Annotated in this window: 19 protein-coding genes; 16 read left to right on the forward strand and 3 right to left on the reverse strand. The window is 55.5% G+C overall.

The features are described from left to right. Nucleotides 1-75 precede the first annotated feature (75 nt). Genes HNV11_RS04485 through HNV11_RS04495 form a run of 3 tightly spaced genes read left to right on the forward strand, consistent with a single transcriptional unit; the run spans nucleotide 76 to nucleotide 2,133 of the window. A complete protein-coding gene (locus HNV11_RS04485) occupies nucleotides 76-711 on the forward strand; it encodes a hypothetical protein (RefSeq protein WP_240163768.1) in 636 nt (211 codons plus the stop codon). Nucleotides 712-744: 33 nt separating this feature from the next. Next, nucleotides 745-1,398 (forward strand): hypothetical protein, encoded by a 654-nt coding sequence (locus HNV11_RS04490; RefSeq protein ID WP_171738524.1) that lies wholly within the window; start codon nucleotides 745-747, stop codon nucleotides 1,396-1,398. Beyond that, nucleotides 1,399-2,133 (forward strand): ABC transporter ATP-binding protein, encoded by a 735-nt coding sequence (locus HNV11_RS04495; RefSeq protein ID WP_171738525.1) that lies wholly within the window; start codon nucleotides 1,399-1,401, stop codon nucleotides 2,131-2,133. A 48-nt stretch (nucleotides 2,134-2,181) separates the two neighbouring features. On the opposite strand, the gene HNV11_RS04500 is transcribed toward HNV11_RS04495, so the two are convergent. Then, nucleotides 2,182-3,516, reverse strand: a complete 1,335-nt coding sequence (locus HNV11_RS04500; RefSeq protein WP_171738526.1) for an Nramp family divalent metal transporter — start codon at nucleotides 3,514-3,516, stop codon at nucleotides 2,182-2,184. Nucleotides 3,517-3,718: 202 nt separating this feature from the next. On the opposite strand from HNV11_RS04500, the gene HNV11_RS04505 reads away from it, so the two are divergent. From HNV11_RS04505 to HNV11_RS04545, 9 genes are all read left to right on the forward strand, one after another. After that, nucleotides 3,719-4,378 (forward strand): metal-dependent transcriptional regulator, encoded by a 660-nt coding sequence (locus HNV11_RS04505; protein WP_171738527.1) that lies wholly within the window; start codon nucleotides 3,719-3,721, stop codon nucleotides 4,376-4,378. 65 nt (nucleotides 4,379-4,443) lie between these two features. Then, nucleotides 4,444-5,520, forward strand: a complete 1,077-nt coding sequence (locus HNV11_RS04510) for an LptF/LptG family permease (RefSeq protein ID WP_171738528.1) — start codon at nucleotides 4,444-4,446, stop codon at nucleotides 5,518-5,520. Nucleotides 5,521-5,579: 59 nt separating this feature from the next. After that, the gene (locus HNV11_RS04515) at nucleotides 5,580-6,512 is read left to right on the forward strand and encodes a DMT family transporter (RefSeq protein ID WP_171738529.1); all 933 of its coding nucleotides are present in this window, start codon (nucleotides 5,580-5,582) and stop codon (nucleotides 6,510-6,512) included. 10 nt (nucleotides 6,513-6,522) lie between these two features. After that, nucleotides 6,523-7,962: a DUF6056 family protein gene (locus HNV11_RS04520; RefSeq protein WP_171738530.1), complete on the forward strand. Its 1,440-nt coding sequence runs from the start codon at nucleotides 6,523-6,525 to the stop codon at nucleotides 7,960-7,962. Between the two features lie 4 nt (nucleotides 7,963-7,966). Beyond that, nucleotides 7,967-9,706, forward strand: coding sequence for a hypothetical protein (locus HNV11_RS04525; RefSeq protein ID WP_171738531.1), 1,740 nt, complete (start codon nucleotides 7,967-7,969; stop codon nucleotides 9,704-9,706). A gap of 14 nt (nucleotides 9,707-9,720) precedes the next feature. Continuing rightward, nucleotides 9,721-10,737 carry a glycosyltransferase family 2 protein gene (locus HNV11_RS04530; protein ID WP_171738532.1) on the forward strand — a complete coding sequence of 339 codons (1,017 nt, stop codon included), beginning with the start codon at nucleotides 9,721-9,723 and terminating at the stop codon, nucleotides 10,735-10,737. Between the two features lie 74 nt (nucleotides 10,738-10,811). Further along, complete coding sequence (locus tag HNV11_RS04535; RefSeq protein WP_240163770.1) at nucleotides 10,812-11,780, forward strand: glycosyltransferase; 969 nt, start codon at nucleotides 10,812-10,814, stop codon at nucleotides 11,778-11,780. A 53-nt stretch (nucleotides 11,781-11,833) separates the two neighbouring features. After that, on the forward strand, nucleotides 11,834-13,129 hold the full coding sequence (locus HNV11_RS04540; protein WP_171738533.1) for a hypothetical protein: 1,296 nt from the start codon (nucleotides 11,834-11,836) through the stop codon (nucleotides 13,127-13,129). Beyond that, nucleotides 13,119-14,651 (forward strand): MBOAT family O-acyltransferase, encoded by a 1,533-nt coding sequence (locus HNV11_RS04545; protein ID WP_171738534.1) that lies wholly within the window; start codon nucleotides 13,119-13,121, stop codon nucleotides 14,649-14,651. The genes HNV11_RS04540 and HNV11_RS04545 overlap by 11 nt, the downstream gene beginning before the upstream one ends. On the opposite strand, the gene msrB is transcribed toward HNV11_RS04545, so the two are convergent. Together msrB and HNV11_RS04555 are read right to left on the reverse strand one after the other, a co-directional pair. Next, complete coding sequence (gene msrB, locus HNV11_RS04550; RefSeq protein WP_171738535.1) at nucleotides 14,632-15,165, reverse strand: peptide-methionine (R)-S-oxide reductase MsrB; 534 nt, start codon at nucleotides 15,163-15,165, stop codon at nucleotides 14,632-14,634. The genes HNV11_RS04545 and msrB overlap by 20 nt on opposite strands. A gap of 65 nt (nucleotides 15,166-15,230) precedes the next feature. After that, complete coding sequence (locus HNV11_RS04555; protein ID WP_171738536.1) at nucleotides 15,231-15,611, reverse strand: hypothetical protein; 381 nt, start codon at nucleotides 15,609-15,611, stop codon at nucleotides 15,231-15,233. A 194-nt stretch (nucleotides 15,612-15,805) separates the two neighbouring features. On the opposite strand from HNV11_RS04555, the gene HNV11_RS04560 reads away from it, so the two are divergent. The 4 genes from HNV11_RS04560 to HNV11_RS04575 are packed head-to-tail and all read left to right on the forward strand — an operon-like array spanning nucleotide 15,806 to nucleotide 19,277. After that, nucleotides 15,806-16,660: a fumarylacetoacetate hydrolase family protein gene (locus tag HNV11_RS04560; protein WP_171738537.1), complete on the forward strand. Its 855-nt coding sequence runs from the start codon at nucleotides 15,806-15,808 to the stop codon at nucleotides 16,658-16,660. Between the two features lie 29 nt (nucleotides 16,661-16,689). Next, a complete protein-coding gene (locus tag HNV11_RS04565; RefSeq protein ID WP_171738538.1) occupies nucleotides 16,690-17,520 on the forward strand; it encodes an amidohydrolase family protein in 831 nt (276 codons plus the stop codon). A 36-nt stretch (nucleotides 17,521-17,556) separates the two neighbouring features. Beyond that, on the forward strand, nucleotides 17,557-18,948 hold the full coding sequence (gene fucP, locus HNV11_RS04570; RefSeq protein WP_171738539.1) for an L-fucose:H+ symporter permease: 1,392 nt from the start codon (nucleotides 17,557-17,559) through the stop codon (nucleotides 18,946-18,948). A gap of 2 nt (nucleotides 18,949-18,950) precedes the next feature. Beyond that, complete coding sequence (locus HNV11_RS04575) at nucleotides 18,951-19,277, forward strand: L-rhamnose mutarotase (RefSeq protein ID WP_171738540.1); 327 nt, start codon at nucleotides 18,951-18,953, stop codon at nucleotides 19,275-19,277. The last annotated feature ends 16 nt before the right edge of the window (nucleotides 19,278-19,293 follow it).

The following is a 19,293-nucleotide window of genomic DNA, read 5'->3' on the forward strand; positions in this document are numbered from 1 at the left end:
ACCTGAATGAGGAAACCCGCCAACGTATAGCCCACCTGAATCGGGTTTGTCTGAAAAATCGTAAATCGTACCAAATTGTCCGGTTTACAGATGCTCAACGCGCTGATTATATCCAACAACATTGTAGGTCTGACCGATTATTACGTCTCGAACGATCGGGTCTGCTATACCATAGCTCCTGTAACTAAAGCTTTTGATCCGGATTTGATGCCATATGATATACTGGTCGTGCCGAATGGCTCCGATCATGTTGCTATGCTGAAAATCAAGGATAAGGTCCGGGCGTTTCTGGATGCGGGCAAAGCGGTGGTCTGCTCAGATGGCTGGTTCACTAATTGGGTACCGGGCAACCAGTGGGTTATGGACAATACGAAGCCAACCATCGAAATCCGGTATTTTATCAATACCGACCGCCACCGACTATTTGAAGGAGTCCGGCTGGACGAACTTACCTTTTCGCACGGGATGAGCGGCTGGTGGTCCTGCGGCTACATCGAAGCCGCCGACGGAGCCGACGTAGTGGTTGAAGACACCTGGCAGCGGCCAATAGTGGTACTCGACGAGGTCAGCACCGGCGGGACAATCTTTCTGACGGCCAGCGGCCCGATGGCCGACGTAACGTATTCCGGCGAGCAGGACGTAGCGCTGGTTAAACTGTACCGTAATTTTTTGCAACTGGTAGCGCAGAAGAAGGAATCTGTTGCCGTGTAAATGCAGCGTGCATCCGTTAAAACCGAAAAAGCAATGCAAACGATAGGACTTATTTTCAATGGGGTATGGTCGCAGTATGCAATGGCTACCGCGCCCAAATACCGCGCTATCTATAAACTCATTTACGTTCATGACCTCAGCGATGCCGCCGTCGAGGGCCTGGAAGCGCTCGTAGTGCCTTTTCAGTCGAATCAGCAGGAACTGGCCCGGCAGAAAGAGGTGATGTATAACTTCCTGAAACAGGGCAAGAAAGTGTTCGTGGAGGGCGATAGCACGGCCGACTGGCTCGATGCGCAATGGGAAGACCGGCCCGTCAATAACTACTGGTGGGTCGAGAGTCCGAATAACCCGCCGGTGTCGGCAACGAACTACAATCACCCGATTTACCAGGGGTTAACGCCCCGTCAGGCCTGCTGGCACACGCACGGCGTGTATACCCGCATTCCAGCCCATGCCGGGATTGTTCAGTCGAATCCGGCAGGGGAAATTATTTCCTGGGAAACCCACGACTATGGCGGCACGTTGTTTGTCACCACACTCGACCCGATTGTGGAACATGGCGTTCAGCAGATCAGCCACCTGGATAATTACGTTGACCGGCTGACCGAATGGCTCTCTGGGGTTAAGCCTGCACCGGGCCGAATGACTGTCGATAAGGCGTTGTATGGCGCAGGAGCGCTGGTATAAATGCTGCAGGTTTCATTACTCACCAAACAGTTTGGGGAAACGCCCGTTCTGACAGACCTTTCGTTTGAGCTGCCCGCCGGACAGGTGCTGGCCGTACTGGGCCGGTCGGGCTGCGGCAAAACGACTCTGCTCAAAATTCTGGCCGGGCTCGAAACGCCTGACTCGGGCGATGTCCGGATGGACGGTCAGAGCGTACTGACGGTAGTACCGGAACGCCGTCAGGTGGTGTATCTGTACCAGGAGCCGCTGCTGTTTCCGCACCTGAACGTGTTTGAGAACATTGCATTTGGCCTGCGTATTCGGAAAGTGGAAAAGGCAGAGGTGGAGCGGCAGGTCCGGGCGATGCTGGCTGATCTGGAACTTAGCGATCAGTTGGGTAAGCAGCCAAATCAGTTGTCGGGTGGCCAGCGGCAGCGGGTCGCGTTCGGTCGGGCGCTCATTATCCGACCCCGGTTGTTGCTGCTCGACGAACCTTTTGGTAATCTGGATGCCCAGACCCGTGCTACGATGCAGGAACTCTTCAAGCGGGTTGCGGAACACTATTCGATGACGGCCCTGTTCGTCACCCACGACACCCGCGAAGCCTTAACCGTAGGAACGCGCTTCGGCTACCTTGACAAAGGCGTTTTGACGACCTATCCGTCGGTGCGTGATTTCATCGCCGACCCGCGCACCGGCGTTCGGGAAGAACTCGCTTTCTGGGAGTCGGTACAGTCAAAATCGCCGTTGCTTTGAGGACGTAACGTCAGATGGATTTGCCTGGTTGCGCCCTGATTTTGCCCTTCAGACAATCGTGTCCCAGAGCAGATAGGCGTTCAGGCTAATGATGATTCCGGCAACAATCCAGGATAGAGTTCTGATCCATGTCGGGTTGGCAAATCGCCCCATCTTCAGCTCATCATTCGTGAACGAGACCAGTGGTACTACGGCAAAACTCAATTGCAGCGACAGAATCACCTGACTGAAAACGAGCAACTCGGAAGTACCCTGTTCGCCGTATAAAATCGCCACCACTAGAGCTGGAACAATGGCCAGCAGGCGGGTAATGAGTCGACGCAGCCAGGGTTTGACCCGTAAATTAAGGAAGCCTTCCATCACGATCTGACCCGCCAGCGTGCCCGTCAGCGTGGAGTTCTGGCCGGATGCCAGCAAGGCTACAGCGAAGAGAATCCCGGCCATTTTTACGCCCAGAATCGGGTCGAGCAGGTGGTAAGCGTCGGTAATATCGGCAACGTGCTGGTTGCCTGTAAAGTGAAAGGCCGAAGCCGAAAGCATCAGAATTGCCGCGTTGATGAAAAACGCCAGAAACAGCGAAACGGTCGAATCAATGGTGGCGAACTTGATCGCTTTCTGTCGGCCAGCGTCGTCGCGCCCGAAATCACGGGTCTGCACAATACTGGAATGCAGGTACAGATTATGCGGCATGACTGTAGCGCCCAGAATACCGATGGCAATGTAAAGCATACCGGGGTTGGTAACAATTTCGGTTCGCGGCAGCAGACCATCGATTACATCGGCCATATCAGGCCGGGAAACCAGCAGTTCGTAGCCAAAGCAGCAGACGATGAGGAAAATCAGACTGGACACAATCCGCTCCATGAGCTGAAACCCTTTATTCTGCAGAAAGAGCAGCAAGAGCACATCCAGGGCGGTGATCAGAATACCGACCGTCAGGGGCAGACCAAACAGCAGGTTAAGCGCAATAGCCGAGCCAATTACTTCGGCCAGATCAGTCGCGGCAATGGCAATTTCGGCCAGTAACCACAGAACGAAAGCTACCGGACGGCTGAAATGATCCCGGCAGGCCTGAGCCAGATCGCGGCCGGTGGCAATGCCTAGCTTTAGTGCCAGGTGCTGAAGGAGAATGGCAAACAGGTTGGAAATCAGCACAACCGAAAGCAGCCGGTAGCCAAACTGCGCTCCGCCCGCAATGTCGGTCGCCCAGTTGCCGGGGTCCATATAGCCAACGGCTACCATCATACCAGGACCGAGGTAAGCCATTAGGGTTTTGAAAAAACCGGCGTTGGTCGGTACGTGGATCGAACTGTGTACATCCCCCAACGAGTTCGTCACCTTCTCCTGCCGCCAACCTTTCATTGAGGTATTTGTCGCTTCCATTTAACTCCCGTATTGTACTTGCTTTTCAGAACGTATTCCTGCTGGTTTCGTCAGGCCGACAGGAAGATAACGCATAAAGATAAGGATTGTTGAAATAAAAATTTAGGCTGATCTAAATTTTTAGAAAGTTTAACATAAAAACTATATTTGTCGGTAAACTGTTTGACCTTACTCCGCCGTTTTCAGGAAGTAGCCGTAGCTTATGCAGTCGTTCACGGAAGAAAATTATTTAAAGACAATTTATTACCTCGCTACCCGGCAGGAAGGAGAGGTGAGCACGAACGCGCTGGCTGAAATGACGGCTACCAAGGCGGCATCCGTGACGGATATGCTCCGCAAACTGGCTGATAAGCAACTGATTCACTATAAAAAGTACCAGGGGGTGCGGCTAACGGAAGAAGGCGAGCGACTCGCGCTGCAGATTATCCGGCGGCATCGGCTCTGGGAAGTCTTTCTGGTCGAAAAACTGGGGTTTGGCTGGGACGAAGTGCATTCGATCGCCGAAGAGCTTGAACATATCCGCTCGGAACAACTGGTGACGCGTCTAGATGCGTTTCTGGGGAATCCGCAGTTTGATCCGCACGGCGACCCGATTCCGACTCCGGCCGGGCAGATGCCCGAAATGGGTTACCGTAAACTGGCCGATGTGGACGTAGGGGAAAGTGTTCGGTTGATGGCCGTGCTGGAACACTCGACGGAATTCCTGAAACATCTCGATCATTCGAACTTAACGCTCGGCTGCGCCGTAACCATTACGGAAGCCAACGCCTTCGACAAGTCGGTGCTGGTGCAGATCGAAAGCGGCCGAACGGTGTTTGTCAGCCAGGAGGTCGCTAAAAATTTATTGGTCAGTGGGGAGTGATGCGTGGCTGGTGGTGAATAGACTGCCCGTTTGCGCCAGCACCACGAACCGCCAATTACGTAAAAATGAAACTACTCGACTGGTATATTCTTAAGCGCTTTCTCCAGACATACCTGTTCGTGGTGCTGGTGATCGTGCTGGTTGTTGTGATGATTGACTACACCGAGAAGGTGGATAATTTTCACAAAAACAATGCGCCCGGCGGCAAGATCCTGCTGGATTATTACCTCAACTTCATTCCCTACTGGGCTAACTACATCAGTCCGCTGATGGTCTTTATCGCGACGGTGTTCCTGACCTCGCGGCTGGCGGCCCGCACCGAAATTATTGCTATCCTGAGCAGTGGCGTCAGTTTTATCCGACTGCTGTTCCCTTACGTCCTGGGCGCGTCGGTGCTGGCCGTGCTGACCTATTTCATGGTCAACTACATTATTCCGAAGGCCAACAAAACCCGGATTGCCTTTGAGGTACAGTATATCAACGACGCTTATACGTACTCGGGCCGGAACGTTCACCTGAAGATTGCGCCCAATACCTATGCGTACCTGGAAAGTTATAATAACCTGAGCAACACGGGGTATAAGTTTACCCTGGAACGGGTAGAAGGGAATCAGTTAAAACAGAAGCTCTCGGCCGACCATATCGAATGGGATGCTAAAAAGAAGAAGTGGGCGGTGTATGATTACAAAATCCGCAGCATCGATGGGCTGAAGGAAACGCTCACGCCCGGAGTGCGGCTGGATACGACGCTGAACCTGAAACCGGACGATTTCAGCTCCGATTTTAACCTGTACGAAACCTTTACGCGCCCCGAGCTGAATCGGCACATTGACCTCCTGCGAAGCCGGGGAGCCGATGGGGTTGAAACGTACCTGCTGGAGAAATACAGCCGCGATACCCGCCCCTTCGCCATTATCATCCTGACGATTATTGGCGTGATTATGTCGGCCCGCAAAAGTCGCCGGGGGGTGGGCTGGCAGGTAGCGCTGGGTTTCTTTCTGGCCTTTACGTATCTGCTGTTTTTCATGCTGGCCAAAGGCATTGCCGAATCGGGCAATCTGAACCCGGTGGTGGCGGTCTGGCTGCCAAACGCTATTTTTGCAGGAATTGGCGTGCTGTTGTATAACACCATTCCGCGGTAAAGTAGGGTAAACAGTCTGTTTGCCCGAACTCAACAGGCGGACAGGCTGTCCACCCTCGTATGCAGACTAAAGCAACGTTTTCGGATTATTTTCAACTCCATTTCATTGTCCTGATCTGGGGGTTCACGGCTATTCTGGGAAAGCTGATGCAGCCGCTCGACTCCTCGGCGGTGGTCCTGTTCCGGACGATTCTGGCCGTGCTGGGAATGGGCGCCGTGCTGATTGCGCGGAGACAATCATTTCAGGTGCCGCCAACCGATCGCTGGCGGCTGCTGGCGACGGGCGGGCTGATTGCCCTGCACTGGATGACGTTTTTCCTGGCGGCCCGTATTGCCAACGTTTCGGTTTGTCTGGCGGGTCTGGCAACGAGTTCGCTCTGGGCGAGTGTGCTGGAACCCCTGCTGTTACGTCGGCGCGTGCGGCCTATCGAAGTAATCCTGGGCGGGGTGGTGCTGGCCGGACTGTACCTGATTTTCCGGTTTGAATTCGACAAAGTCGTCGGGCTGGCAATGGCCGTTTTTTCGGCCATGCTGTCGTCGCTGTTTACCATTATCAACAGCCGGTTTACGCGCCGGTACGATGCCCTGCTGATCTCATTTTATGAGATGGCTGGCGCTTCGGTGGGGGCGCTGGCCATGTGGCTGCTGGTCTGGCTGCTGGACCCGCTCCGGACGAGTCATCCAGAGCGTTACGTGCCCAACACACCCATGCAATGGCTCTGGCTGCTGATCCTGTCGCTGGTCTGTACGGTCTATGCCTATTCGGTCGGCGTTCGGCTGTTGCGTAAGTTTTCGCCGTATATGGCCATCTTAACCGTAAATTTGGAGCCGGTGTATGGGATTGTGCTGGCGGTGCTGATCTTTGGCGATGCCGAGCGCATGACATCGGGCTTCTACGTGGGCACTCTAGTCATTCTGGCGGCCGTGCTGGTTTATCCATTCTGGAATAGCCGGTTAACCAAAGCCGAAGCCCGGTTGCCGACGTCGACTTAACCGTATTGATATGGCTGATGCTACGCCTTTGCTGCGTTTCGTTACTGGTCTGCTGGTCAGTTTTGTGTTGATTCTGTTCGTACCGCTGGTTGTCTTATCGTTCTATAACCACCCGTCACCCGCCGATGATTACTGCTTTGCCAACACGGCCATGCAGTACGGTTTCTGGCGGGCGCAGCAGTTTTATTATGATGGCTGGAGCGGCCGGTTCTTCCATAATTTCCTGGTGCATTCCAGCCCGCTGACCATAGGCTGGTACGACGGCTATAAAATTTATCCGATTATTCTGCTGGCCTTGCTGCTGCTGGGCTTCTACGCGCTGGCGAGCCAATGGCTGTACCGGTTTGGCAAAGGGCTTAAACTGGCCCTCGCAGCCGGGTTGTTTGTCGGGTTCATGGCGACGCTGGCGGGCCTGCCCGAGTTTCTGTACTGGTATGCCGGCATGGCCTGCTACAGTCTGTCGGTGGTGCTGTTTCTCTTCCTGCTTGCTACCCTGCTGGCGCATCAACGCCATGGATTTGGTCTGCATCCCGGTTATCTGGTAGGCGAGGGGCTGCTCATTACGGCCATTGTCGGTTCCAGTGAAACCAGTATGGTGATGGTGATATCGCTGCTGGCAATGGTTGCCTTTGGCGAATTGCTCCAGCGTCGGCGGGTGTCGGCAACGATTCTGGTGCTGCTGGGCGTGGGCGCTGTTGCCTGTTATTACCTGTTGGCGGCACCCGGCAATGCCGTCCGGATGGCTTCGAATCCAAACAGCAGCAACATTCCGCTGACACTGATCTCGTCGCTTCGCTTTGCGGTGACTTATCTGGGACATCAGTTGTTTCTGACACCCCTGCTGCCGCTGTCATTACTCTATATTCCCGTTGCTTACCAGCTAACCGGACTGTGCTCGCCCGCTCAGCCGTTACCACCGTACCTGCGCCTGCACCCGGTCTGGGCCCTGCTGCATGGTGGGGCGACCGTTCTGGCGCTGATTTCGCTGCACTTCTTTGGCGTGGGGATTCCGCCGGTGCCGCGCCTGATCAACATCATCAATCTGGTTTTCTGGCTTAGCTGGGGATATAACCTGACGCTTTGGGTGGTCGCGTTACGTCCCCGGCTGCGCCCTGACCGGTGGGCAGGCGTTGCCCGGCCGATAGTCTTGACGGCGCTCGTGCTGACAGCGCTTGCCGTTGGCTTTGGGCCTGTTCTGCCGGTAGCCTATGGCGACTGGCTAAGTGGCCGGGCCGCGCAGTATGACCAGGCCATGCAGCAGCGTTACGATCAGTTGACCTTATCGACCGACGGGCCTGCCCAACTGGCTCCGCTGCCATTCTATCCGGCTTCGCTGTTTCTGGAAGATGTGAAAAACGACCCGCAGCACCTCTGGAATCGCTGCTGGGCCGATTATTACCATAAAAAAACGATTGTGCTGAACGAGGCTCCGCACCGGTCAGCGCAGTAACCGTATGAATCCAACCCTCACGACTCGACGTCAGACAACCGGCCAATCGTGGCTAAACCGTATTGGGCCCGTATTGCTTGCGATACCGTTGGTAGGTTTCACCGCATTTCTGCTGGCCTACGCCGTCAACGTACCGTGGATGGACGATATTGACGCATTCCTGAACTTCATTGTGGGCTATACCGACGCCCAAACCTTCTCCGACAAATTGAGCTGGCTGCTCCGCCCGAACAACGAACACCGGATTCTGATCGCCAAACTCATTACGCTGGGGATGTATAACCTGACGGGTGAGGTCAATTTTCGGGGGCTCATCCTGCTGGCGTTTGTGTTTCTGCTGGGTATCCTGTACCTGTTCTACCACGTGTTCCGATCGTTCCGGCTGCCACTGCTGGCCTTCGCGCCGGTGGGGTTCCTGCTGTTGCAGCCTCAGCATTACCTGACCAGCATCTGGGCCATTACGGGCCTGCAGCATCAGGTCGTGGTCTGTCTGACGTTTACGGCCATGTATCTGCTGGCCGCGGGCGGACGCGGTCGGTTCGTGGGCGCAACGGGACTACAGTTGCTGGCTTCGCTTTCCATGAGCAACGGCCTGTTTGGGTGGGTAGCTGGCGCGGTCGTGCTCGCCCTGCAACGGCACTGGCGCCGACTTGGTGCGTGGCTCGTGGTAGGTGTCGCAACGATTATTTTTTACTTCCACGATTTTCAGAGTCCGCAGGGAAACGAAAGTAGTTTTTCGTTTTTCCTGAAGTATCCCTATCTGGTCTTTTCAGGGTTCTTTACGTTTACCGGCGCTTTATTCGACTTCTTCCCCGACAGCACTATTTTCTGGCGGAGCGTGTTGCCAACGCTGGCTGGGCTGCTGCTGATCGGGCTACTGCTGTGGATGCTCTGGCGAATGAACGAGCCCCTGCTTCGCCATCCGGCCAGTCGGCTGGACGGTTGGGACAGCGCGGCCGTTTCCATGAAAAAACGGCGTTACTTCTTTACGGGCTGCTACGCGTTTCTGATGGTCAACGCCGTCATCGTGGCGTTTTTGCGGCCACGAATGGGCTACGGGGTTATGCTGGTCAGCAATTATATGCTCTACCCGGCCGTGCTGGTGATCCTGCTGTATCTGAACGTAATTAGCGAGTTTGCGGCCCGGCGCGATGTGATGCGGTGGGTGCAGCTGGGTCTGACAATCAGCCTAATTGTCTGGGGCGTATCCTATGGTGTGCGCTGGCCGAAAGTGGCCTACCGGAAGCAGCAACTGCTGACGAATGCCTTCAACCAAAAACACAATGATACGGGCCTGGGCGCTACCTGGGGAACACCTTTTGCCGAAGTGGCTGCCCGCACGATGAGGCAAACAGTTCAGCGCGGCATGTATCACTATCCCGATCAGGCTTACTACACGCCCTATGAATCGCTGCTGACAGTTCCTGGTCGCCCGACCGGTACTGAAGCGATGAGCATCAGTGGGGGCGGGTACAGCTATATCGCCGAAACTAACCGGGCCGACATACCGGTTGAGGCTGGACCATCGGCCGTGGTCGTGCAGTCGGAGCAGCGGACGTATCTGTTCGTTTCGGAAGCGCCCTATACGCTCACGAATTTCTGGTTGAACCGGACTAGTACGCCAATCCGGGCCGAAATCGTGAACAGTATGCTGGCACCCGGTACTTACCGGGTTGGCGTGCTGACTCCGGCCAATTCGGCCCAGCCCCTGCGGTTCAGTACCCAGCAGATTGCGATTCCCTAAGAAAGCGGGGGCGTATGTCCCCCCTTGTGCAAAAAGACGTATTTTTGCCCGCAACCAACCGTCCATTCATTACCACGTTGTCTGAACCGCAGATTTCCATTGTTGCTCCGCTTTATAACGAAAGCCAGTCGTTTCCGCACCTTGTTGCCCGGCTCAACGCTGTCATGGATGCGTCTCCGCTGGCTATCGAAGCCGTTCTGATTGACGATGGGAGCCGCGACGATACGGCCGCGCTGATGCAGCAACTAGCGCTGGCGGACGGGCGTTACCAGTGCGTATTTCTGTCGCGCAACTACGGTCATCAGATCGCTCTGTCGGCGGGTATGGCTTCGGCGCGCGCTACCGAAGCCCTGTTTATCATCGATGGCGATTTGCAGGACCCGCCCGAGCTACTGACCCAATTTTACCAGAAGTTTCAGGAGGGGTACGACGTAGTGTATGCCGTTCGGAAGAAACGTAAAGAAAGCTGGTTCAAGCGAACGGCTTATGCATCGTTTTACCGGTTTATGCGGTCTATTTCTTACGTGGATTTACCGCTGGACAGTGGTGACTTCTCGCTCATTAGCCGACGCGTCGCCGATGTACTGAAGCAGATGCCCGAGGAAAGCCGGTTTATCCGGGGCATGCGGAGCTGGGTGGGTTTCCGGCAGACGGGCATTGAGTATGAACGCGACGCCCGCGTGGCCGGGGAGCCGAAATACTCGTTCAAAATGTTACGTCGGCTGGCCTACAACGGCATATTTAATTTCAGCGAGTACCCGATCAAGCTGGTTACGCGCCTGGGTATGCTGACGCTGGGGGTCGCTCTGCTGTATTTTATCCAGACCATCATCAAGAAATATTTTTACGGCGATGTGCCGCAGGGTTTTACGGCCCTGCTGTTTGTGATTATTCTGTTCAGTGGCGTACAGTTAATTGCGCTGGGCCTGATTGGCGAATACGTCCTGCGTATTTTCTTCCAGACCAAAGGCCGACCGCTCTACGTCATTAAGGAAGTCATCCGGCAGCAGCAGCGTCAGCCGTTTTTATGATACGCAATGCGGCCGGCAGGAGACGTAACGCAGCTCATGACCCTAGCCGGCTCCCATTTTAACGACTTATTGACTTGATTAACCAACCAGACGATTTACCCGAACGCATCAACGTCGTTATTCCCCTGTTTAATGACTGGCAGGCCGTTGGGCTGTTGCTGGAGCGAATACGGGACGTGGTCGACGCACCGATTCGCAGCCGACTGGCGTTTCTGATTGTGGACGACTGCTCGTCGAAGGATTACGAAAGTTTGCCTTCGGGTATTGGGCATTCACTGTCGGTGCTGCGGCTCTATCGTAACGTTGGCCATCAGAAGGCCATCGCTCTTGGGCTGGCCCATCTGGCCGATCAGCCTGAACCCTATCCGACGGTGGTGATGGACTCCGACGGAGAGGACCGGCCTGAAGATATCATTCGGCTGCTGCAGCGCGGAGCCGAAGCGCCAGGACATGTGGTGTTTGCACATCGGTCCAAACGGCATGAAAGTCTGCTGTTCCGGACGTTTTACGTGGTGTACAAAGCGGTATTCCGGTTGCTGACGGGTAAGGTTATTACGTTCGGTAACTTCAGCCTGATTCCGGCCCGGCAACTGCGCAAGCTGGCGCACGTGTCTGAAATCTGGAACAACTACCCCGGTGGCGTAATCCGGTCGAGGCTACCCTACACGGCCGTACCGCTGGAGCGGGGACGTCGGCTGGCGGGCGAGTCGAAGATGAATTTCGTTTCCCTGATTCTGCACGGACTGAGCGCCGTTTCGGTCCTGATGGATACTACGGCCGTTCGGCTGGTGCTGTTCTGCGTACTAATGGTGGCAGCTATGGTATGTGGTATTGGGGTGGTGCTGTGGCTTAAATTTTTCACCAACACATCCGTACCCGGCTGGACGAGCTATCTGGTTTCGTCATTTCTGATCGTTATTCTGCAGGCGTTTCTGATTTCGCTGCTGCTGGTGTTTGTGGTGCTGTCGTACCGGACGCAGCCTCAGTTCATTCCGGCGCGGCAGTTCAAGGATTTTGTGGAGCGGCTGGAGCGTATTTATTAAGGCTGGAATCGCCGTGGATCAGTAGTCATCCGGCGTTACTTAGACGAAAAGGTATGGTTATCGTATACATCAAAACGGCCGTTTCAATTGCGCTGGGTCTGTTCCTGCTCGGACTCCTGTGGCAGCGAACGACTGTAACCAACTGGCTGCAGCGAACCGGCGCGTGGGTGCTGGATGCGGGCTGGATCGTGCTGCGGTTCGTGCCGTTTCTGCTGACTTATCTGGTGCTGGGCTATATGCCGCAGTCGGACGTGGCCGAGTTTTATTATCCGATTGGGTTGTCGGCGCTGGAAGGCGGGGTTCCGTACCGCGACGTGTATAGCTGTTATTCGCCCTTGTTTGGCCACTGGATTGCTCCGTTTCTGGCGCTCTGGCGCGACCCGCGCATGGTCGTTCTGGTGATGATGCTCGTAGAATGGGCCGCCGTGCGGCTGACGTTCCGCTACTACCAGACGCAGGAGTCGCTGGGCGAACGGTTGTTCCGGGGGGTGTTCTATTACCTGCTGCCGCTGCCGTTTGTGATGTGCGTATTCAGTGGTCAGGAAGATATTATCCTGTGGCTGTTCATGCTGCTGGCCCTTCCCCTGATGCCGCGTCGGCCGTTTGCGGCCGGGCTGGTGCTGGGTCTGGGAATGGTGGCCACGAAAGCCGTATTTGTGCTGCTGCTGATTCCGGTCTGGCTGCTGGTCAGCCGAAATTTGTCATTCCTGGTTCGGTTCACGGCCGGGCTGCTGACGGTGGGGCTGCCGGTGGTGGTATTTATGTACTGGAAAACCGATCTGCTTTTTCTGACCCAGCAGGCCCACGAAGGCGATTTTCTGAAAGCCCCAAACTGGCGGTCGGTACTGAACCCGTTCCTGAACGAAGGTATGCGGTCGGCAGTAGGTCTGTGGAAATGGGGCGGACTCGCCATTACGCTGCTGGTGCTGCTGCGGGGCGTCTGGATTGTCCGGACAAAACAGCCGCGCTGGACGTATCGTGAATACGCGCCGTTTCTTTATATCCTGATCTTCAGTACCATGACGGTTGTGCAGCAGAACGCCATCAGCAATTACGCCTACCTGTTCATGTTGCCGCTGGTGTTTACCCTGACCAATTTCCGGCGGATGGGCTGGTGCGTCGGACTGCTGGGATTCAACGTGCTGGCGGCCATTCATCCATCGCTCTGGTGGCGGCTGGGGCAGCCCTATTACGATCGGCTTACGGCGGTACTGGGCCAGCCAACCGCGCTGCTCGACTATTCCATTGAAATCCTCTTGGTCGTTGGTTTTATTTATTACGCCACTCAGGCGATGAAAGCGCTGCGCCGACCGGCTCCGGTTGAGCAGGCCGAACCGTATGCTGTTTAACTCGCTTCAGTTTTTACTTTTTTTCATTGTCGTTACGCTGAGCTACTTCGGGCTGAAGTGGCGGGGGCGGTGGATTTTGCTGCTGGTGGCCAGCTGCTATTTCTACATGGTCCTCAAGCCGCAGTACATCCTGATTCTGTTCCTGACGATTGTGATTGATTACATCGCCGGTATCTGGATTGAGCAAACAACGGGAAAGGCCCGGCGGTGGCTGCTGATTCTGTCGCTGGTTTCCAACCTCGGCATTCTGGCGTTTTTTAAATACCTCGGCTTCTTCACCGAGAACCTGTCGCTGCTGCTGGAACAGATCAGCCTGCCCGAAGCCGCCGACCGGGTGATGAATCTGGGCAACCGGGTGTTTGTCAAGGTGCTGCATCTGTTTGGTGAGAGTGGCGTTTCGTCGTTCAAGGACAACATGAGTATTCTGCCCGTTGGCCTGTCGTTCCATACGTTTCAGGCCATGAGCTATACCATCGAGGTGTATCGGGGCAACCACAAAGCCGAGCGGCACTTTGGTATCTACGCGCTCTACGTCATGTTCTATCCACAGCTGGTAGCCGGGCCCATCGAGCGGCCCCAGAACGTGCTGTGGCAGTTTCACCGGACGTTTCCCTACGACTTCGAGAATGTTAAGTCGGGACTGATGCAGATGGCGTTCGGGCTGTTCAAGAAAGTTGTCATTGCCGACCGGTTGGTGATGATGGCCGATTATGCCTTTACCGACCCGGCAGAGCATAACGGACTGACGCTGCTGGTCGGGACGTTCTTCTTTACGTTTCAGATCTACTGCGATTTTTCGGGCTATTCCGACATTGCCATCGGAGCCGCCCGCGTCATGGGCTTCAACCTCATGGAAAACTTCCGGACGCCCTACATTGCGCAGTCGGTTTCGGAGTTCTGGCGACGCTGGCATATTTCGCTCTCGACCTGGTTCCGTGACTATCTCTATATTCCCCTCGGGGGCAACCGCAAAGGCGAAGTCCGGCAGTACATGAATATGATGATCGTGTTTCTGGCGAGTGGTCTCTGGCACGGCCCCAACTGGACGTACGTGATCTGGGGCGGCCTGAACGGCTTTTATCAGATTCTGGCTGTGCTGCGCGATAAACTCCTGGCCCGGTTAGGCATTTCATCGACCCCGCCCCGGATGGTGACCTCGCCCGTGCATGAACAACCCGCGCATAAATCAGCTCTGCGGGTAGCGGGCAATGTTCTCTTTACGTTCGTGCTGATCATGCTGACCTGGGTGTTCTTCCGGGCCCGCAGCGTGGGCGACGCCTTCCTGATTCTACAACGTATCGCGACGCTGTCGTTTGACCAATCGATTGAGAGCCCGATGAACGAAATCGAAATGTGGTTCAGCGTGGCCCTGATCGTGTTTCTGCTGGTGAAGGAATACTTCTACCTGTACATCCCAACGCGGAACACGGTGCGGTTCTACGCCCTGTTCGTGCTGATTACGTTCGTCACCTACCTGTTCGGGGTTTTCTCTTCCAACCAGTTCATTTATTTTCAGTTCTGATGGCCGTTGGAGCGGGAAGAAACCGCAGGGCTTCGCCATTGATACAGTAGCGTAAACCCGTTGGCTCGGGGCCGTCGGTAAACACATGGCCGAGGTGGGCGTCGCAGACGGAGCAGCGGACTTCTGTGCGCTTCCCGTCGGGTTCGGTATACATGGCATTGGCCCGGATGAGGACGTAAAAACTCGGCCAGCCGGTGTGGGAATCAAACTTGGTTTTCGATGAAAACAGCGGGTTTTTGCAGCCCATGCAGCAATACATCCCTACCCGGTGTTCAGACGTGAGTGGGCTGCTGTTGGGCCATTCGGTGTCGCGGTCGCGCATGACGTTATACTGCGCCCGCGTCAGCACACGGCGCCATTCGGCATCGGTTCGTTCAAGGCGTCGGCCACCCGGCGACGTAACGCCCGCGGGTCGGCGGTGGGGTGGACGAGCCGTGGCGAAATACGACTGGTAACCCCAGAGGCTCCCTACGACCAGCAGGGCAATCAGCAGAAAAATCCGGTTTTGCTTCACAGACAGTAATCGGTTCCATCCTTAGAACACCGATTGAGGCCCAATCCGTTTAGCCCGAATACGGCTTATTTTTTCTCCAGTACGTAGCGGTCCAGATCGCGCTGCAGGATGAGTTTACCGTTACGTAGTTCGGCGTTGTACTTGCCCTGAAGCGCAGCCGACAGGTCGGTGTTGGCGGGATATGCCGTTTCGTCGGTAAACGAAACCGTTTTGCCGGAAGTCGAAAACGTGCCTTTGCCAATAACGGGGGGCAGAACCAGCAGGTTGCTCGTTTTTCCGACGGTTCCCGAGTAGCGGCCGTTAGTAAAGGTAATCGTTACCTGCGCGGGTTCGTTGATGTCGCGCTGGAAGGTACCGCCGTACAGGCCTTCCAACGGGCCGATGGAAGCTTCATTGCGACAACCAATGAGGAGAGTAAACAAAAGAAGGAAAAAGGCTGGTTTCATAGTATGTACTATCCGTTTTACGCAAAGATTCACTTTTTCGCTGAACGTTGGATAGACCGAAAAATTACAATCTGCAACCCGGTAGGCAGCGGCCGTAGCTGGCTAAATAAATTGAAAATAGCGTTGCCGTGCCGGTCAGATGGTTAAACTTGCGTTCCGGTTTACTTTCTCTGCAAAGCCTGTTTAAAATCTGCATGAAACTTTTTCGCTTCGGCCCCGCCGACCACGAACACCCCGGCGTGTTGCTGCCAACCGGCCAGCGCCTTGACGTAACCCACTTCGGCGAAGATTACGACGAATCGTTTTTCGCCAGTAACGGCCCCGAGCGGCTGGCTCACTGGCTCACCGCCCACGCCCAGCACTGCCCGGACGTTGGCCCGGACGTACGATTCGGACCCTGCGTGAAACGGCCGTCCAAGATTATCTGCGTTGGCCTGAACTACGCCAAACACGCGGCCGAAACCAACGCGCCCACCCCGGCCGAGCCGATTCTGTTCTTTAAGTCAACAACGGCGCTCTGCGGACCGAACGATAACGTGGTAATCCCGAAGCGTTCCGAAAAAACGGACTGGGAGGTTGAGCTGGCTATCATTATCGGCAAGAAAGCCCTTTACGTCGAGCTGGACGAAGCGATGGATTACATTGCGGGGTATGCCGTGCACAACGACTATTCCGAGCGGGCGTTTCAGCTTGAGCGCGGTGGACAGTGGGTAAAAGGCAAAAGCGCCGATACGTTCGCACCGCTGGGGCCTTACCTCGTCACGAAAGACGAAGTCCCCAATCCGAATGACCTGCGCCTGTGGCTCCGGCTCAACGATCAGCAACTGCAGGATTCGAATACCAACGACATGATTTTCAACGTGCCGACGCTCGTCAGCTACATCAGCCAGTTTATGACGCTGCTTCCCGGCGACGTCATCTCGACCGGTACGCCGGCCGGGGTCGGCATGGGCCTGAGTCCGCAGCGGTTCCTCAAACCCGGCGACGTGGTTGAGCTGGGTATCGAAGGGCTGGGCGAGCAGCGTCAGCAGGCCGTTGCGTTTGTCTGATCGGTTGTAGCCCTTAAATCCCGGTTCGGATGATTATCGATGCGCATCAGCATTTCTGGCACTACGACCCCGTTCGCGACAGCTGGATCACGGACGACATGGCCGCTATCCGGCGCGACTTTCTGCCGGCCGATCTGGAACCGGTACTCAGCCAGAACGGCGTGGATGGCTGCGTTGCGGTGCAGGCCGACCAGTCGGAAGCCGAAACCCGGTTTCTGGTCAGCATGGCGCAGAATTACGACATCGTGAAAGGGGTTGTGGGCTGGGTAGACCTGCAGTCCGAACAGTTACCCGAACGCCTGGCGGTGCTGACGCAGCATAAGGAAATTAAAGGGTTTCGGCACGTAGCGCAGGCGGAGCCGGAGGACTTTCTGAGCCGGCCCACTGTTGTGCAGGGCATTCGCCAGTTAGCGAGCTTTGGGCTAACCTACGACATCCTGATCTATCCCAGCCAGCTCAAAGCGGCTCTGCATCTGGTGCGGGCTGTGCCGGAGGTCAACTTTGTGATTGACCATCTGGCAAAGCCCTATATCCGGAAGCGAGAGATCAGTCGCTGGGCGAACTTCATGGCCGAAATTGCCCGAAATCCGAACGTGTCGTGCAAATTGTCGGGCCTGGTTACGGAGGCTGACTGGCAGAATTGGAGCAAAAAAGACTTTTTTCCGTATCTGGATGTGGCCTTTGAATATTTTGGTCCCGACCGGCTGCTGTTCGGCTCCGACTGGCCCGTCTGTCTGGTGGCGGCCAATTACACGCAGGTTAAAACGCTCGTTGACGAGTACGTGGAGCCCTGGGGCGAAGAGGTCCGGGCGAAGGTGTTCGGCGGCAATGCCACCGCGTTTTATCGGCTTGACACGTAATGAAGCAGAATAACCATCCTAAATCCTAGTGTAAATATGGCTCTACCAACGCCGACAACCCCGCCTAAAATAAAATCCGGTTCGTCCGGTAACTACGGCCTTGCCTTTGCCCTGGTGACGAGCCTGTTTTTTTTATGGGGGCTGGCCAACAGCCTGAACGGCTCGCTGATCAAACAGTTTCAGATTGCCCTCGATCTGAATCGGTTTCAGGCCGGTATCGTAGACTTTGCGTTCTATCTGGGCTACTTCTTCATGGCTCTGCCGGCCGGGTACGTCATGCGCCGGTTTGGCTATAAACGGGGCATTCTGCTTGGTCTGCTGCTCTATGGAGCCGGGGCGTTTCTGTTTTATCCGGCTGCCGAGGTGCGCGTTTACAGCTATTTTCTGGTAGCGCTGTTCACTATGGCCTGCGGCATTGCCTGTCTGGAAACGGCGGCTAACCTGTACGTAACGGTGCTGGGCGACCCGGCCAAATCCGAATGGCGACTGAATTTTTCGCAGTCGTTCAACGGCATCAGCATCATTCTGGGGCCCATCATTGGCGCGCTGTTTATCTTCTCCCAGACGGAATACACCCCGGAAATGCTGACGGCGATGGCCCCGGCGCAGGCCGAGGCTATTCGGGTGCAGGAAGCGCTGTCGGTGCAGGGGCCGTATCTGGCCATTGGTTCGATCATTGCGCTCGTAACCATTTTGTTTGCCGTAACCAAAATGCCCGAAGTTGGGTCTGAAGAAGAACAGGCGGCTGGCGATATGTCTATTCTGGGCGTGCTGCGGCACCGGCACTTGCTGCTGGGCGTTATTGCGCAGTTTGCCAACGTTGGGGCGCAGGCCACGCTCTGGGGTTACTTTGTCGATCTCAAGCTCGATTTTTCGCGTGAAGGGCATTGGGCGCTGGCGGAAGGGTATATGAACCTGATTAATGCATTGACGGGTTCGCCCACCGACCTCTCGCCCACGCAGATCGCCGGCTTTCACGCATCGTTTGCGCTGGTGCTGTTTATGTTCGGCCGCTTCGTGGGGACGTCGTTGATGACGCGCATTCGACCGAATATCGTTCTGGCTATATACTCCGCCGGGGCGGTGCTGATGGTGATTCTCGCCATTGTTGCCGGGGGGCTGACGGCCGTTATCGCGCTGAGCTTTACGTATTTCTTTCAGAGCATCATGTTCCCGACAATTTTCGCACTTGCGACCAAGGGGCTTGGTGTTGAGTCGAAAATTGCTTCGTCGCTGGTCATTATGAGTATTGTGGGCGGAGCGCTGATGCCGATGGTTGCCGGGGCTCTGTTTGCTAGTGGGCCGGTCTTCGCGCTGCTGGTTCCTCTGGTTTGTTTCGCTTTTATCGTCTACTTCGCGGCCAAAGGCTATCAGATCACCTCTGATGATCTGCATACACCGAACACACCTCCTGAACTGGCTCCGTAACAATGCGCTACTGCTTTGCCCTCGACCTGAAAGATGACCCGGCACTGATTGCCGAATACGAACGATACCACGAACGCATCCGGCCTGAAATTGAGACCAGCATCCGCGAAGCGGGTATTACCGAAATGGAAATCTACCGAATAGGCAACCGGCTGTTTATGATCATGGAAACCGATGTTTCCTTTTCGTTTGAAGCTAAAGCGGCCGCCGATGCCGCCAACCCGAAGGTGCAGGAATGGGAAGCGCTCATGTGGCAGTACCAGCAGGCTTTACCCATGGCGAAACCCGGTGAGAAATGGGTCCTGATGAAACAGATTTTCCGCCTGTAATGGCTCAGGCAAAACT

This window comes from Spirosoma taeanense (assembly GCF_013127955.1).
Lineage (GTDB): Bacteria > Bacteroidota > Bacteroidia > Cytophagales > Spirosomataceae > Spirosoma > Spirosoma taeanense.